Origin of the sequence: Bordetella petrii (genome assembly GCF_000067205.1) — a bacterium.
Classification (GTDB): Bacteria; Pseudomonadota; Gammaproteobacteria; order Burkholderiales; family Burkholderiaceae_B; genus Bordetella_A; species Bordetella_A petrii.
On record NC_010170.1, the window covers coordinates 1,075,606 to 1,089,063 of the forward strand.

At 62.2% G+C, this 13,458-nt stretch carries 17 protein-coding genes, 1 tRNA gene and 4 pseudogenes; 15 read left to right on the forward strand and 7 right to left on the reverse strand.

Translation table 11 applies throughout. The features are described from left to right. The first annotated feature begins 17 nt into the window (after positions 1 to 17). The 8 genes from BPET_RS05050 (at position 18) to BPET_RS05090 (ending at position 4,461) form a co-directional block, all read left to right on the forward strand. Positions 18 to 1,568, forward strand: coding sequence for a phage head spike fiber domain-containing protein (locus BPET_RS05050; RefSeq protein WP_012248010.1), 1,551 nt, complete (start codon positions 18 to 20; stop codon positions 1,566 to 1,568). Further along, positions 1,565 to 1,975 (forward strand): hypothetical protein, encoded by a 411-nt coding sequence (locus tag BPET_RS05055; RefSeq protein ID WP_012248011.1) that lies wholly within the window; start codon positions 1,565 to 1,567, stop codon positions 1,973 to 1,975. Before BPET_RS05050 ends, BPET_RS05055 begins: the two co-directional genes overlap by 4 nt. 9 nt (positions 1,976 to 1,984) lie before the next feature. Next, positions 1,985 to 2,650: a gp53-like domain-containing protein gene (locus tag BPET_RS05060; protein WP_012248012.1), complete on the forward strand. Its 666-nt coding sequence runs from the start codon at positions 1,985 to 1,987 to the stop codon at positions 2,648 to 2,650. Between the two features lie 14 nt (positions 2,651 to 2,664). Beyond that, positions 2,665 to 3,132, forward strand: coding sequence for a hypothetical protein (locus tag BPET_RS05070; protein WP_012248013.1), 468 nt, complete (start codon positions 2,665 to 2,667; stop codon positions 3,130 to 3,132). Between the two features lie 73 nt (positions 3,133 to 3,205). Further along, on the forward strand, positions 3,206 to 3,547 hold the full coding sequence (locus tag BPET_RS05075; protein WP_012248014.1) for a hypothetical protein: 342 nt from the start codon (positions 3,206 to 3,208) through the stop codon (positions 3,545 to 3,547). Next, positions 3,544 to 3,984, forward strand: a complete 441-nt coding sequence (locus tag BPET_RS05080) for a glycoside hydrolase family protein (RefSeq protein WP_012248015.1) — start codon at positions 3,544 to 3,546, stop codon at positions 3,982 to 3,984. Before BPET_RS05075 ends, BPET_RS05080 begins: the two co-directional genes overlap by 4 nt. Continuing rightward, complete coding sequence (locus BPET_RS26510) at positions 3,981 to 4,211, forward strand: DUF7940 domain-containing protein (protein WP_041863548.1); 231 nt, start codon at positions 3,981 to 3,983, stop codon at positions 4,209 to 4,211. Before BPET_RS05080 ends, BPET_RS26510 begins: the two co-directional genes overlap by 4 nt. Then, on the forward strand, positions 4,189 to 4,461 hold the full coding sequence (locus BPET_RS05090) for a hypothetical protein (RefSeq protein WP_012248016.1): 273 nt from the start codon (positions 4,189 to 4,191) through the stop codon (positions 4,459 to 4,461). Before BPET_RS26510 ends, BPET_RS05090 begins: the two co-directional genes overlap by 23 nt. A 269-nt stretch (positions 4,462 to 4,730) precedes the next feature. Here the strand turns inward: BPET_RS05090 and BPET_RS05095 are convergent, their stop codons facing one another. Together BPET_RS05095 and BPET_RS05100 are read right to left on the reverse strand one after the other, a co-directional pair. Continuing rightward, positions 4,731 to 5,813, reverse strand: coding sequence for a polysaccharide pyruvyl transferase family protein (locus BPET_RS05095; protein WP_012248017.1), 1,083 nt, complete (start codon positions 5,811 to 5,813; stop codon positions 4,731 to 4,733). 198 nt (positions 5,814 to 6,011) lie between these two features. Next, positions 6,012 to 6,224, reverse strand: coding sequence for a hypothetical protein (locus BPET_RS05100; protein WP_041862719.1), 213 nt, complete (start codon positions 6,222 to 6,224; stop codon positions 6,012 to 6,014). Positions 6,225 to 6,369: 145 nt separating this feature from the next. On the opposite strand from BPET_RS05100, the gene BPET_RS05105 reads away from it, so the two are divergent. Further along, positions 6,370 to 6,603 (forward strand): hypothetical protein, encoded by a 234-nt coding sequence (locus BPET_RS05105; protein ID WP_231852656.1) that lies wholly within the window; start codon positions 6,370 to 6,372, stop codon positions 6,601 to 6,603. Positions 6,604 to 6,605: 2 nt separating this feature from the next. Here the strand turns inward: BPET_RS05105 and BPET_RS05110 are convergent, their stop codons facing one another. The 5 genes from BPET_RS05110 to BPET_RS26890 all read right to left on the reverse strand — a co-directional run bounded on the left by BPET_RS05110 (position 6,606) and on the right by BPET_RS26890 (position 9,948). Beyond that, positions 6,606 to 7,271, reverse strand: a complete 666-nt coding sequence (locus BPET_RS05110) for an SOS response-associated peptidase (protein ID WP_012248019.1) — start codon at positions 7,269 to 7,271, stop codon at positions 6,606 to 6,608. Between the two features lie 22 nt (positions 7,272 to 7,293). Next, positions 7,294 to 7,653: a hypothetical protein gene (locus tag BPET_RS05115; RefSeq protein WP_041862721.1), complete on the reverse strand. Its 360-nt coding sequence runs from the start codon at positions 7,651 to 7,653 to the stop codon at positions 7,294 to 7,296. A gap of 444 nt (positions 7,654 to 8,097) precedes the next feature. Next, positions 8,098 to 8,171, reverse strand: a tRNA-Cys gene (locus tag BPET_RS05120). Between the two features lie 465 nt (positions 8,172 to 8,636). Then, positions 8,637 to 9,299: an arsenical resistance protein ArsH gene (gene arsH, locus BPET_RS05125; protein WP_407921181.1), complete on the reverse strand. Its 663-nt coding sequence runs from the start codon at positions 9,297 to 9,299 to the stop codon at positions 8,637 to 8,639. 196 nt (positions 9,300 to 9,495) lie between these two features. Next, a complete protein-coding gene (locus BPET_RS26890; protein ID WP_012248022.1) occupies positions 9,496 to 9,948 on the reverse strand; it encodes a hypothetical protein in 453 nt (150 codons plus the stop codon). A 306-nt stretch (positions 9,949 to 10,254) separates the two neighbouring features. Between BPET_RS26890 and BPET_RS05145 the strand changes: the two genes are divergently transcribed. From BPET_RS05145 to BPET_RS05170, 6 genes and pseudogenes are all read left to right on the forward strand, one after another. Beyond that, complete coding sequence (locus BPET_RS05145) at positions 10,255 to 10,737, forward strand: MerR family transcriptional regulator (protein WP_012248023.1); 483 nt, start codon at positions 10,255 to 10,257, stop codon at positions 10,735 to 10,737. A gap of 11 nt (positions 10,738 to 10,748) precedes the next feature. Next, positions 10,749 to 11,719: pseudogene (locus tag BPET_RS05150) on the forward strand (arsenic resistance protein). A gap of 61 nt (positions 11,720 to 11,780) precedes the next feature. Further along, positions 11,781 to 12,449: pseudogene (locus BPET_RS05155) on the forward strand (ParB/RepB/Spo0J family partition protein); the annotation flags it as partial. Then, positions 12,434 to 12,931: pseudogene (locus BPET_RS05160) on the forward strand (transposase); the annotation flags it as partial. The pseudogenes BPET_RS05155 and BPET_RS05160, both read left to right, overlap by 16 nt. Beyond that, positions 12,928 to 13,155: pseudogene (locus BPET_RS05165) on the forward strand (ATP-binding protein); the annotation flags it as partial. The pseudogenes BPET_RS05160 and BPET_RS05165, both read left to right, overlap by 4 nt. Before the next feature lie 21 nt (positions 13,156 to 13,176). Continuing rightward, positions 13,177 to 13,359, forward strand: coding sequence for an anaphase-promoting complex subunit 10 family protein (locus BPET_RS05170; protein WP_041862725.1), 183 nt, complete (start codon positions 13,177 to 13,179; stop codon positions 13,357 to 13,359). The last annotated feature ends 99 nt before the right edge of the window (positions 13,360 to 13,458 follow it).

Below are 13,458 nucleotides of genomic sequence, written 5' to 3' on the forward strand. Positions count from 1 at the left end.
TTGCACATGGATGGCTTATGGCCGATGAACTGATCTACAAAGTGGAGGCCGGGCGGCCGCTGGAAGATGAAGAGGTTGATGGCAACATCCGTTTTCTCGACCAAAAGGCTGGCGCGGCTCAAGCCGCCGCCGTTGCGGCCGGCACCGCCGCCAGCAATGCTGCGACGGCTGCCAACGACGCCCTGGATGGGCTGGCAGGGCACAAGATCGGCGGCGACCACGATGGGCGCTATCTGCGTCGCGACATCGCCGACGCGGCGCCGCTGCTGGGCGATATCCCGCAGGCCGGCGTGGTGGGCCTGCCGGCCGCACTCGACGCGCTGCGCACGGCGATCCGCCAAGCGCTGTACGGCAGCGGGCCGTATCCGTCGCTGGACGAGCGCTTTGTAGGGGCGACGCGCCTGAGCCCGGCCTGGACGTTCCTGCGGACCACCACGGCGACACTTCACGGCCCTGATCGCCTCATGCGTACCGCGGCCGTGAACGAACCGCGCTTCGACCACGACTCGGTTACCGGCGCCGCCCTTGGGTTGCGCCTGGAGCCGCGCGCCACCAACTTCGTCACCTTCTCCGACGATTTCACGAATGCCATCTGGACGGCGCTGAATCAAGTCCCGGGCGTGCGCGGCTCGGACGGATGGACCCGCCTGACCGAAGACGCGGCCACCGGGCAGCGGCGGCTGTATCGCAACGTGGCGGTGACGGCGGGCCGCGAGTTCGTCATGTCGCTGTCGGTCAAGCCGGATATCGGCCGGCAGGCTCTCGTTCTGTACCCGAACGTGGGCGGCAACGGCTGCCTGGTGCGCTTTGACCTCGCCAACCAGGTCACCGAGGTCGTGCCGGTGGGCACCGCCACGGGGTCTGCGTGGCTGGACCGGGACGAGGACGGCTTTCGGCTGTCGGTGCAGGTGACCTTTGCCGAAGACGTGTCCGCCATGCAGTTCGGCATTTACTTCGGACCCACCGGCGGCCAGGGCAATGCCACCTACGCCGGTGACGGGTCTTCGGGCATCTATGTCCGCCGCGCCCAGCTGACCGCTGGCAGTGCTCGCAACTCGTTCATTCCCACGGCAGGGACGGCCGTGAGCCGCGCGGAAGACGTGGCGACGGTCGACGGCGCCGAGTTCAGCAGCTGGTTCAACCCCATCGAAGGGACGTTTCTCATCGAGGCGGCCAACCTGGGAGACGGCATTTCGGACTCGACGATCCTGGTGATCGATGATGGCGGTACAGGGCAGGCCAACCAGATCAGCATTCGCACATCGTCCGCCGGCCAGACCTGGCGCCTTACGCCGCGGGCGGACGGCGCCAACATCTTCGACGCCGGGCTTGGGACAGTGCCGACTGGCACGGTCTGCGGGGTGGCCTTTTCCTACGGCCCCAGTGGTTGGCTGGTGTCATTCAATGGCGACGCCGCCATCGTGGTCGCTGGGGCTGTGCCTGGCGGCCTCTCGCGCCTCAGGTTGGGTGTGCGGGGCAGCGGGGCCGTCTCTCACATGCTCACACATCGACTGTCCTACTGGCCGATCTCGCGGGCTGCCGCCGAACTTCAGGAGCTGACATCGTGAAGCGCGCAATTCTTCGGTTGCCGGCAGGCACACGGTTCGACAGCCTGACCGCGGAGCAGCAGGCGGCTATCTCCAGCGTATTCGCGCAGTTCGTGCTGCCCATGCCAGGCACCACGGTGGCGGACGGCTACGAACTCGTCGATGGCCTGGCCGGCGACAACTTCGATCCGGCCGTCATGCCTGGCCTGGGCATGGATTGGCCGATTGTGGCGCTGTGTCAATGGGATGAGGCGGCCGGCCTGGCCACGATCCAACCGCTGGACGAGGCGGTGCTGCTCGCCCACTTGGCCCCGGTTGTGGAACTGGATGCCGACGGCAATGTGGTGGGCAGTCAGCCCGCCGAGCTGGACATGCCGCACAACTGGGCCGGCTGGCCCTGGGTCGACTTTTCGGTACCGACCAATTAAAGGAGCATCATGAACGTCGATTTTTTCAATGGGTTTTCGTTCAACTGGGCTCAGAACGGCATAGTCGAGACCTTCGATGATGCCCAGTACAAGCTCGGCTGGTCCTTCATCGGCGCGAGCCCTCCTACGGTCGAGCAGTTCAACGCGGTGCAGCAGCTCACCGACCAGAAGCTTGCGTGGCTGTTCGGGCAGATCAAGACGGCAGCGGATGCCAGGGGGATTGAACTGGCGGCCAGCGATCTCGGTTCCCTGCTCGCATTGCTGGACGCCAATGTGCCTGGACAGGCGACGACCGAACTTGCCGGCGTGCTCAAGCTGGCTACCACTGCGTTGGCTCAGGGGCTCACCGACGACGCAACGGCGCTGACGCCGAAGAAGTTGGCCGACGCCTTCGGCGGGGCTAACTGGTCGGCAGCGGGCAATGGTTGGACGAAGCTTCCGAACGGCCTGATTCTGCAATGGGGAAGCGTCGTAACGGTAGCGGCCAATACGACTTTTGTTTTCCCTGTCGCATTCCCCAGCGAGTGTTTTTTGGCGTCGGGGTCCCTAGTCGTGATTGGCGATGCCAACGAGTATGCGGCATCCGCCCCGCGAAGCTCCAATTTGAGCTCGACGTCCGTTACGTTCAGCACGGTTGCCGGAAATCGTATCGACGTATTTGCCATCGGGCGCTAACCGGGAAAATCGAAATGTTCTATTCTGTCGAAACTGGCGGCTTCTACTCTGCCAAAATGCACGGCAAGGCTATGCCTGCCGATGCCGTCGAGATTACCGACGAACTGTATTCGCAATTGCTGGCGGGACAGTCTGACGGCAAGCGCATCGTTGCCGATGAAAGCGGCTTCCCAGCATTGGCGGACCCTCTGCCGCCGACGCCCGCGCAAATCGAGGTACAAAAAGTCGCCGTCGTGCAGAAGCACATGGACGACGCCGCCCGCGCGCTGCGATACGACGATATCGCGAATGCCGTTACCTACGCCGAGGAACCGGCCGTGCCGAAGTTTCAGGCCGAAGGCCAGGCCTTTCGCGAATGGCGTTCGCTGGTGTGGGACAAGTGCTACGCAATCCTGGGGGAGGTGCAGGCCGGCACGCGGGACATTCCCACCGATGAAGGCTTGATCGCGGAGCTGCCCGCACTGGTACTGCCGCCCACCTGACCTTTTGCGCCTCTATCAGCCCGCTTCGGCGGGCTTTTTTGCGCCATCAGCAAGACCACTCGAAGAGGTTCCGGTGGAAACAGAAAAGAACGCCCTGAGCCCGGATACCAAGGCGATTCTGGCCGCGGTCGAGGCGCTGCAAGCCGCCGCCGCGCGGGCCCAGGATTCCAAGTACGACGCCCTGCACAAGGAAATGGTGGCGCTGTCGGCCACAGTCAAGACGGCATTTCCTGACGGCGACCTGGATGGCCACCGACGCTATCACGAACTCCTGATCGAAGAAGCACTCGAGCGCAAGCGGATGCGCAGCGCGATTTTTATCCACGTGGCCAAGTCCAGCACCTGGGCGGTGATCCTGGGGCTGTTGGCCGTCCTCTGGATCGGCTTCAAGAAGAAATTGGGAATAGGCGAATGATCAACGAATTGACACGGCTGCTGCGCGGCGACGAGGGTGAAGTCTTGCACGCCTACCGGGATCACCTGGGCTACCTGACCATCGGGGTGGGCCGGCTCATCGACAAGCGCAAGGGCGGCGGCATCAGCACGGCGGAATCGGCCCTGCTGCTGAGCAATGACATCGCCGAGAAAGAGGCCGAACTGGACCGTCGGTTGCCCTGGTGGCGCGATTTGCCCGACGCGCGGCGCGCCGTGCTGATGGCCATGGCGTTCCAGATGGGCGTCGATGGGTTGCTGAGCTTCGAGAACACCCTGGCCATGGTCAAGGCTGGGGACTGTGACGGTGCCGCGCGCGGCATGCTGGCCAGCCTGTGGGCGCGCCAGACGCCCGAACGTGCGCACCGCATGTCCGAGCAGATGCGGACAAACATCTGGCACTTTAAGGAAGGCACATGAAACTGAAACTTGTCGAGGACTGGCGGCGCGGCTGGCGATGGATATCGGTGAACTGCATCGCCGTGGTGGTGGCCGTGCAGGGCGCTTGGATGGCAATGCCGGACGACCTGAAGGCAGGTATCCCGTCAAGCTGGGTGAGCGGTGTATCGGTCGCCACGCTGGTGCTGGGCGCGCTGGGCCGATTCATCAAACAAGGGGGTGCCGATGCTGACAAGCCTGCTGAGTAGCTTCGGTGGCTACATCGTTGCCGCGGTGGTGGCGCTGGTGGCCGTGGCAGGCGCCTACCTGCGCGGCCGTTCCAGCGGCAAAGCGGCTGAACGCACGGAGCGTGACGCCAAGATCAACGAACAGGCCGCCCAGGCGCGCCGGGAAGCGCAGGAGGTGCGCAATGAAACGGCTGCTATGGCTGACGATGCTATCGCTGCTGAGCTGGCAGATAACTGGGTGCGCAAGCCGGCCGGCAAGGGTGGGCGTTGAGTACTGCGATCAAGCACTGCCGATTTGGTTCGACACCGCCGAGCAGGTGATGGCCACGCCAGCGCCTGTGCGACGGCAGATTCGGGACGGCAATCAGACCTGGGAAAGGCTGTGTGGCCGCGACGACCGAAGACGCTAAGGGCGCTGTGGCGAACCAACCTGCATCGCATTGACCGGCCAGTCACGGCGCCCCACTGAGGCAAAAAACCGGCGCGCGGCTTGGCTTTGTCTCACGTGCGATCACTTGGGCGTCAGCACAGTGGACTCCCTCACCTAATTTTTGCTATGGACCCGATAATATTTTGGTCAAACTCGTTGAGTTGACTTTCGAGATGCAGAAATTTTTTGAAGTTGCTATCGCGGTCGTTCTCGATCAGCGATAGGGTGAGTTCAGCAGGAACGGTGGACACCCCAACATCCCTAGCCCTCATGCCTATCTTTCGCCGCACCCTATCCACAATGGTCGCTGGCGGTCGATAAAAACTAGGTGTCGATACTCTGCCATTTATCGTCAACCCATAGCCAGCTCCTCTGCCATCCTGCTCTATAAGATAGGATAATTTTCGACGCCCAAGCGCCGAAACGTGGGCGTGAACTCGGAAGCCGACATGTAGATCGACATCGTTATAGAAGTCCAGACCGTTTTCTCGATTTTCATATATTCTTCTGAACGGCACAGAAAGGTCTTTTGCTGTTTCCTCGACGCCTGGATTGACACCATGGAGAGCGACCACCACCTCGGCCCCCGGAAATAGCTGCTTTAATCCTCGAATCACGACGCAGAAACTATCTTTGAAGATGTTATGGCGGTGCGGATCGGAAACGACGATCCTCCTGATTGCCCCGTTGACATCGAACCTCGATCCGCTCGAGCCGCTAAAAAAAGCGATATCGCCTGAGAAGCTAGTGTTCGTCAACCCGAGCCGGCGGCATATGGTTTGCGTCAGGTAGTCTCTGGTCGTAAAAACACACGCTCGCTTATCCAAGGCCCTGAGCAGGTCTATAGTCTGCTGCGTGAAATTAAAGGCAATCTTGCTTCCTGCCAGATTTACCGCAGTGCCGGCTGCTATGACGCTGATAGGGATATCACGTTCCAATACCTTGGCTAGAAAAGGATATTCCTTTTCGGCCATGTTGTCCCGTATCGCCAGGCAAGCGAAAACCACCCCTGCACACCCCTCAAGCAAGGGCTCGACCACGGCCCATTTCTCTTCTCTAAACACGACGTCAAAAGAAGCCCCTTCCCCCTTCACGTGCTTAATTGCCTTAATCAACGATTGGGTTATCAGGTGGTCGCCAATATTTTTTGATCCATGCTCGGGATAAGTGCTAACTATCAGATATCTCTTCATTATGGTCCCTCAGAATGGATCACTCGGGTCTGTGCTGGTAGGCCAAATGCAAGGCACGGTGGCGGCCATTCGCAACCAATTGTTCCAACATCATAAATGATTTCTTTCCGGTTCATTCTGTCACATGCAAGGCCGGTCGGCGCGGGTCCCGATACCGAGGTGGGCAAATTGAGCACGCCCACGCCTTGCCGACCGGATTCAAGCCCAGGTGATGTACCAGCCCTGGTAATACCGGGCGCCGTCGACTTCCTCGAAGCCACGCACCATCATGGCCCGGTCGGTAGAGAAGGTCAGCAGCTCAACGTCCATCAAGTCAGGTATGGGCGACGGCAGGGTTACCGCGTCGACCGTGCGCATGACCTTGAAACAGGTCACGTACCGACGCTGGTTCTCGCGGTAGATTGAGTACATGGTGACTGGGCCGGGTATGGGCGTCCAATCCCGTTCGCGGAGCTGGCGACCGAGACGGTGAGTGCGGTGGACAATACAATCTGGCATGGCAAAACTACTGGTTGTTTATCCAGTATAGTCGCTTTAGAGTTGGTGCCAGATTCCGATGGAAATCACATTGTCTGGGGTGGCGCCGATGGATAGTGCATCGACCGAGTGGCGGCAGGGCGACGATTTTTACTGGGCCGGCGCGCCAGGCTGGACGATTTGCAGGGTATGGGTAGATGGCGGCTACCGCCACGAACTTTGGCACACCCGCGAAGGCGTCGGCCGCCTGGTTGGCACTCGCGCCTCATTCCAGGGCGCAGTGGCGCTGTTTGACCAGCAACCGAAGGGATAGGGCTACTTCGGCTCCGGGGTCGCCACCAGCGCGTCGGCCGGGTAGGGCACCAGGAAATCCCGGGATTCATCAGGGCCGGCCGTCAACCAGTCGCCGTAGGCGCCATCGGGCAGGATGACCACCATTCGCTTCTCTTCGCCGGTGCGGTGGTATTCCTTGAACAGCGGGTGCGCGTCGGCGTTGATGGTCAGCATGGTGTAGCTGATCTGCCAGTTGCCGGCGGCATCCTTGTAGCGGTCCCACAGGCCGGCGATGCCCAGCGGCGCGCCGTCGGCCCGGGCGAAGCGCGTGGGCACGACCTTACCGGAGCGCCGGTCGGGCTCGTAGATCGCCTCGGCCGGCACGATGCAGTGCTGCCCGCGGCGCCAAGCGTTGCCGAACGTGAAGGACTTGGCGGCGGTTTCTGACCTGGCGTTGAACGTCGACAGTTTCTCAGCCCTGGCCAAGCCTTCTGGGCGCGTCATGCCCGAAATCAACCCCCAGCGCCCGATCTCCACCTCCCGCTCTGGGACGGCCTCATCCCCGGAATCCCATTCGGGCGGTCTTCTGACGAACTCCCCAAGGCGGCGCGGCCACATGTCCCAGTTTGGCGGCAGAGGAATGCCCCGGGTGCGGAAGTACTTCTCCAGCTGCTCGCGCTTTTTGATGCCTTGGTAGTGGCTGCACATGCCAATCATCCTGGCTAGGAACTTAATTATCGCCCTTCCGCTTACTTTCCCAAATTTTTTGCAGCCGATCGGATAGCGACTTCTCTACACGAACTTTATATTGCTGGCCAACGGATGTGCCAAAAACGAAGTTCAGTCTTTCGAAATTAGCGGAATTTTCGGTGCCAGTGAACTTCTCCACCATCGAAGCCCACTGTTCAAATGGATGGCACCACCGAGCCTCTGCCCCATCGTCAAGCACAACGGGCAGTGAGCTGGACAAACCATCGGCCTGATCGGTCATCTGGACGAAGTTCTTTTTACGTCGCCAACCGGTCACGTACTCCCATCCGATGAACGTGACCTTTGCAGGACGGCGCCCGGTGTTTATTACCTCGAGCATGAGCATTTCCTGATGCTGCCGTACGCCGGGCGTCACGATTATCCTGATCCCCGCACGTCCCTTCAGGTCTAGCCGGTCGGGACGCCTAGCGAGCCACAAAGAGGCTAACACTGCCGAAAAAGTAGCAAGCACCCCGAGACAATTGGCTACAGCGCTAACAATCTCCCATCCGTCTTTGTCGACTCCCAGAAATGTTGGCATTTTTGTACGCCCAGATTCGGAAAGAGTAAGAATACCCGTGCTTAGCGGACTCCGGGGAGGATTCTGATAGTGCGCATCGGCTAGGCGGCCAGAGAGATGGTGCCATCAGTCATGACGAAAACGAATGGCTTTATCAAGCCTGGGCCGCAGGGGCAGCAAGGTTCCGGTAGGTCGAATGGCAGATTTTCCCCACACCCGAGGCAAAAAAGAAAAGGCCCCCATCGCTGAGAGCCTTGTCTTTGCTGGAGGCGCAAGCCGGAATCGAACCGACGTACACGGATTTGCAATCCGCTGCATAACCACTCTGCCATTGCGCCAGGGGCGTGTTCTGCCAAGCCCGCCATTGTACAGGAATTGGAGCGCTCGTGTCTGGTGTCCGGGTTGCCAGTTTGAAGGTAGCCGCCAGCATTCCAGATGCGCTGAGTATGTTTGCGGCCCACCCGACTTCGGTTTGCCCAATAAAAAAAGCCCCAGTGCTGGAGCTTTTTTGCTGCCGGCAACTGGATGTCCGGTGCCTGCATGCTGAACCTGGAGCGGGAGACGAGTCATGCACTAGAGCGCTAAGTCTCTGTTTCCCAATCACTTTCTTCACTGTGGTAACCAGCGAAGACCTTAATTATAGCCTCATTCTGGCCCCTCGACAACAATCGCTGTCCAGTAATTTCCATCGAAGTCTATCGACCGCTTGTTTCCCCTATCGCAGCAGCCTCCGAAGCGGTCGGGCGGAACGAAGTCCTTGGCTCGCAAGCTAAGGCCATCTCGCGAGCGAGACGCATTGGCTATCAGATCACCGCCTGCTGGATGCGCCGGCTCAGAGCCTCGGCGCTCTCCTTACGCTCGCTGTAGCGATCCACGAGGTACGGCGCCGCATCGCGCGTGAGCAGCGTGAACTTCATCAATTCCTCCATCACGTCCACGATGCGGTCATAGTAGGCCGAAGGCATCATGGGCCCGGCTTTGTCGAACTCTTGCCAAGCCTTGGCGACAGAGGATTGGTTGGGGATGGTCAGCATGCGCATCCAGCGGCCCAGCACGCGCATCTGGTTCACGGCATTGAAGGACTGTGAGCCGCCCGAGACCTGCATCACCGCCAGCGTCTTGCCTTGGGTCGGGCGCACCGCGCCGACGGACAGCGGAATCCAGTCGATTTGGGTCTTCATCAGGCCAGTCATGGCGTGGCGCTCGGGCGAACTCCACACCATGCCCTCGGCCCACTGCGCCAGTTCATGCAATTCCTTGACCTTGGGATGGTCGGCGGGCGCGTCATCCACCAGTGGCAGGCCAGATGGGTTGAACATGCGCGTCTCGCCACCGAGCGCACGCAGAATACGCGCCGCTTCCTCCCGGCCAGGCGCCAGCGCAAGTAGGTGGCGAGGCCGGAGTCCCCGGGGTTCTTCCAGTAGGTGTGCCAATCCTTGCTGTGCGTCAGCGAGAGGCCGAGCCAGGCAGGCTTGCCGGGCGCGATGCCTTCGGGTGCGTAAGCCTGCAGTTCCGCGCGAACCTCTTTGGTCTGGACGGCGGCGCCTTCGGCCATGGCGAAGGCGGTGGCCAGCGCGGGAATAAGAAACGCGAGGGACGCCGCAAGGCGGCGAAGGACTTGCATGAATGACCTTTGCGTTAACTGTGTGAATCTGGGGCGGGTCAAGCGCAGCCGCAGGAGGCTGCGCCGCAGCCGCTCTTCATCGGCGCCGCGCCACGAAAATGGTCGAACAGCGTTTGCGTGAATGTGTCCTGGTCGTCTGCAGCGGTGATCGTGAGTTCGACATCGTGCGGGCCAGGGCGAAGCCGGAAGTCGAGGAAGCCACAGCAATCCCTTTCTGCGCTAACCAGGTCCGTCAATTCCGCCTCGGCCGCCGTGGCGTACCGCAATCGAAGCGACAGGCCGTCCTGCTCTTGACCCAGCAGATGCTGATCTGCCAACCGTTGAATCCGAGTCAGGCGCTGTTGGAGGATGCGGCGGGAGAGCAGGCAGGTGTCTGCTGCTTGAGCCAGAGCGTTGTGGCCGTTCACTGGCTCACCCCGCCTCGCGGCCCACAGCCGCAGCCACACGCTGCCTCGGCCTTCGGCAGCGCCGGGCTCGCTGGGCTTGCGCACGTAGAAGTCCGGCGCCTGCGCACCAGCCAGAAAGCCGCCGTCGCCAACGCGGTGGTGGCGACCCCCACGCCAATGGCGACAACCCGGTTATCTGTGCCGAGCAGGCCTTGCCAGTCGAAGGCCGTGAGGCCTGTGGCTGAGAGGCCGGCGAGCACTGGCAAGGCCAGGGGAATGGCACAGCACGCGGCGCAGGCGCCGGCGAGGCCAAAGACCGCTAAGAGAGGGCGTTTCATGAATTGTCCTTGCGTTGAAAAACGGTAAACTGGACTCTAGAACCTCAAGTAACTTGAGATGCAAGGCCTTTGAATGAATAGCCCTACGGAACACTCCTCTTTGACCATTGGTGCGCTGGCGACGCGCACCGGGCTAAATGTCTCGGCGATCCGCTACTACGAGGAAATCGGCCTGATCCCCGAGGCCCAGCGGCGCCCCAGCGGCCATCGCGTGTACGGTGCCGATGCCGAGGAACTGCTCACGCTCATCCGACACTGCCGGGACTTCGGCTTCTCGGTGGAGGACACCAAGGCGCTGATCTCACTGGTGTCGAGCAAGGAGCGCGACTGCGTGGAGGCGCGGGACATCGCGCAGGTCCATCTGGACGCAGTGCGCAGCAAGTTGGCGGAGTTGCAGGCGCTCGAACGCAGCTTGAGCAAGTTCGTCACTGCCTGCACGGAGCAATGTGCAGGCGGGCCTGCGCCGCGGTGCACGATCCTGCGAGACCTGGGCACGGGTCCCGGGCCACAACCCCTTGACCCGGCCGAAGTTCGCTCGAGTCGGTGCTGCGGGTGAGCGCGGCCTCGATGCGGGAGCTTCTGGAGAGCCGGCAGGTCGTCATCTACTTCTTCAGCGTTGCTGTTGCGGCAGCGGTGGCGCTCGCCATGCCGGGGACTTCAGCCCTGGAGACTGCGGTGAACCCGGCGCTGGCGCTGATGCTGTATGTGACGTTCCTGCAGGTGCCGCTGGCGGAACTGGGTCATGCGTTGCGGCAGGGGCGTTTCCTCGTCGCGTTGCTGGTGACGAACTTCGTGGCCATCCCGGTGTTGGTCGCGGTGTTGGCTCGTCTCCTTCCCGTCGATCCGATGGTGCAACTGGGCGTCTTGCTTGTGCTGCTCACGCCCTGTATCGACTATGTCGTGACCTTCTCTCACTTGGGGCGTGCCGACGCGCGTCTGCTGCTGGCCGCCACGCCGGTCCTGCTCATCCTGCAGATGTTGTTGCTGCCCGGCTATCTTTGGGTCCTGCTGGGGAAGGAGGCAGTAGGCCTAGTTCAGTTCGGGCCGTTCATGCACGCCTTCGCGTGGCTGATTGCTCTGCCGCTTCTGTTGGCCGGCGCTACGCAGGCGTGGGCGGTGCGCACCCATTCGGAGCCAGCGTCGCAACGGTGCTGGGGCTCCTGCCGGTTCCGGCAACCGCGCTGGTTCTCTTCATCGTCATCGCATCAGTAGTGCCGCAGTTGGGATCTGCGACCGATGCCGCACTGCAGGTGTTGCCGGTCTATGTTGCCTTCGCGATCGCGGCTCCTGTCCTTGGATGGATGATTGCGCGAGTATTCGGCGCCGAAGCCGCGGCAGGACGCGCTGTGGCCTTCAGCGCTGGGACTCGTAATTCGCTCGTCGTCTTGCCATTGGCGCTTGCGGTGCCGGGGGCAATTCCTGTCTTGCCGGCAGTCATCGTGACTCAGACTCTCGTCGAGCTGTTGAGCGAGCTGATCTACATACGCTTGATTCCCCGTTGGGGACAGAGCGGGGCGATCAACTCGGCGCGCAATTGATCAGATGGCTGTTGCTATCTGTGGATTGGAGTCAAGGAGGACAATTGCCAACGTGACCTAAGCCATGCACCCGGCAGACCAGTTCGAGGCCTTCGCCGCACTGGTGGCCGAAGGCCGGCCCATCGAGGACATTGCGGCGGATTTCAGCGTCACGCCACTGGTGGTGCAGCGCCGCTTGAAGCTGGCGAACGTCTCGCCCCGCCTCATGGCCGACTATCGCGCCGATGCCGTGAGTCTTGACCAGTTGATGGCCCTTGCCATCACAGACGACCACGCCGCGCAGGAAAGCGCGTTCTACGATGCCCCGCAGTGGCAGCGCCACCCCTCGCACTTGCGCGAACGCCTCACCGAGCGCGAAATCGACGCTTACCGCCATCCGCTGGTGCGCTTCGTCGGCCTGGACAGCTACGAGGCCGCAGGCGGTGGCGTGCGCCGTGACCTGTTCGCGGAGGGTGACGCGGGCGTGTATCTGACCGATGCCGCGCTGCTGGAACGGCTGGTGCAGGAGAAACTGGCGAGCATCGCCGCCACTGTCCGCGCCGAGGGTTGGGCATGGGTGGATGCCACGCCGGGCGTGACCCATGCCGACCTGCACGCTTTCCAGCGTGCGCCGAGGGAGCGCCGCGAGCCCAACAAGCGCGAAGCGCAGCGCATCGAGAAGCTGCAAGCCAAGCTGCACGAACTGGCCGAAGCCGTGGATGCTGCACTCAAAGCCGAGGACGAGGACAAGCTGTGCGCCGAGGCCGTGCCAAGCCACCACGGCCAGTGAGACCGCCGAGCACGCACATTGCCACGGCGCCGGCTCAGGTGTGGTGCTGGGATATGACGTATCTGCCGGCCTGCGTCATCGGCCAGTGGTTCCACCTGTACCTGATCCTGGACCTGTACAGCCGCAAGATCGTGGGCTGGGAGGTGCACGACAGCGACGACTCCGCGCACGCCGCTCAACTGGTGCGCCGCACGGCGCTGGCCGAGGGCATTGCCGCCAGGGCGAGCAAGCCCGTGCTGCACGGTGACAACGGCGCCACGCTCAAAGCCACCACGGTGCTGGCGATGCTCAACTGGCTGGGAGTCAAACCCTCATACTCGCGACCCCGCGTGAGCGACGACAACGCCTTCGTCGAGAGCCTGTTCCGCACGGCCAAGTACCGGCCGGAGTTCCCCGTGGGAGGCTTCGTCGATGTCGACACGGCGCGTCGATGGGCAGGCGACGATACGAGCGCGGTCCCATGATCCTGACCAGCAACCAGAGCTTCGCCGCCTGGGGCGAGGTGTTCGGCGACCGCGTGATCGCAACCGCCATCCTCGATCGGCTGCTTCATCACGCCGTGACCCTGAACATCCGAGGCAACTCCTATCGCCTCAAGGACAAGCTCAAGGCCGGCCTCATCCGGTCACACGACAACGACGGTTCTCAACCGGGTGGGGAAATTTAGATTGCACGGGGGGAAAATTGAATTGCCCTTGACAGCTACGCCCCCAGCACGGTGCGCGCCCGCCGCTGGCACGGCGATGACGACGTGCGCGGCTACCGCCCGCCCTTGGGCTGGTCAGCTCGCGCCGACCTCACCGACGTTCATCCCATCACGGGCCGCGCCTTGCCGCGCGCCGTGTGGTGGATCATCGAGACAAAGGAATAACCACGATCAGCACCGCGCCCAGGCCGTTCCGACCTGGGCGCGGTGAAACGCAAATCCGGGCGCGGCAGTGGCCGCGCCCGGGTGTTCAAGGCCAACAGC

Coding starts and splice junctions, on each gene's coding strand:
- BPET_RS05050 (WP_012248010.1), top strand. CDS start 18: ATGGCCGATGAACTGATCTACAAAGTGGAGGCCGGGCGGCCGCTGGAA.
- BPET_RS05060 (WP_012248012.1), top strand. CDS start 1,985: ATGAACGTCGATTTTTTCAATGGGTTTTCGTTCAACTGGGCTCAGAAC.
- BPET_RS05070 (WP_012248013.1), top strand. CDS start 2,665: ATGTTCTATTCTGTCGAAACTGGCGGCTTCTACTCTGCCAAAATGCAC.
- BPET_RS05080 (WP_012248015.1), top strand. CDS start 3,544: ATGATCAACGAATTGACACGGCTGCTGCGCGGCGACGAGGGTGAAGTC.
- BPET_RS26510 (WP_041863548.1), top strand. CDS start 3,981: ATGAAACTGAAACTTGTCGAGGACTGGCGGCGCGGCTGGCGATGGATA.
- BPET_RS05090 (WP_012248016.1), top strand. CDS start 4,189: ATGCTGACAAGCCTGCTGAGTAGCTTCGGTGGCTACATCGTTGCCGCG.
- BPET_RS05095 (WP_012248017.1), bottom strand. CDS start 5,813: ATGAAGAGATATCTGATAGTTAGCACTTATCCCGAGCATGGATCAAAA.
- BPET_RS05100 (WP_041862719.1), bottom strand. CDS start 6,224: ATGTACTCAATCTACCGCGAGAACCAGCGTCGGTACGTGACCTGTTTC.
- BPET_RS05105 (WP_231852656.1), top strand. CDS start 6,370: ATGGAAATCACATTGTCTGGGGTGGCGCCGATGGATAGTGCATCGACC.
- BPET_RS05110 (WP_012248019.1), bottom strand. CDS start 7,271: ATGTGCAGCCACTACCAAGGCATCAAAAAGCGCGAGCAGCTGGAGAAG.
- BPET_RS05115 (WP_041862721.1), bottom strand. CDS start 7,653: ATGCTCGAGGTAATAAACACCGGGCGCCGTCCTGCAAAGGTCACGTTC.
- BPET_RS05145 (WP_012248023.1), top strand. CDS start 10,255: ATGAATAGCCCTACGGAACACTCCTCTTTGACCATTGGTGCGCTGGCG.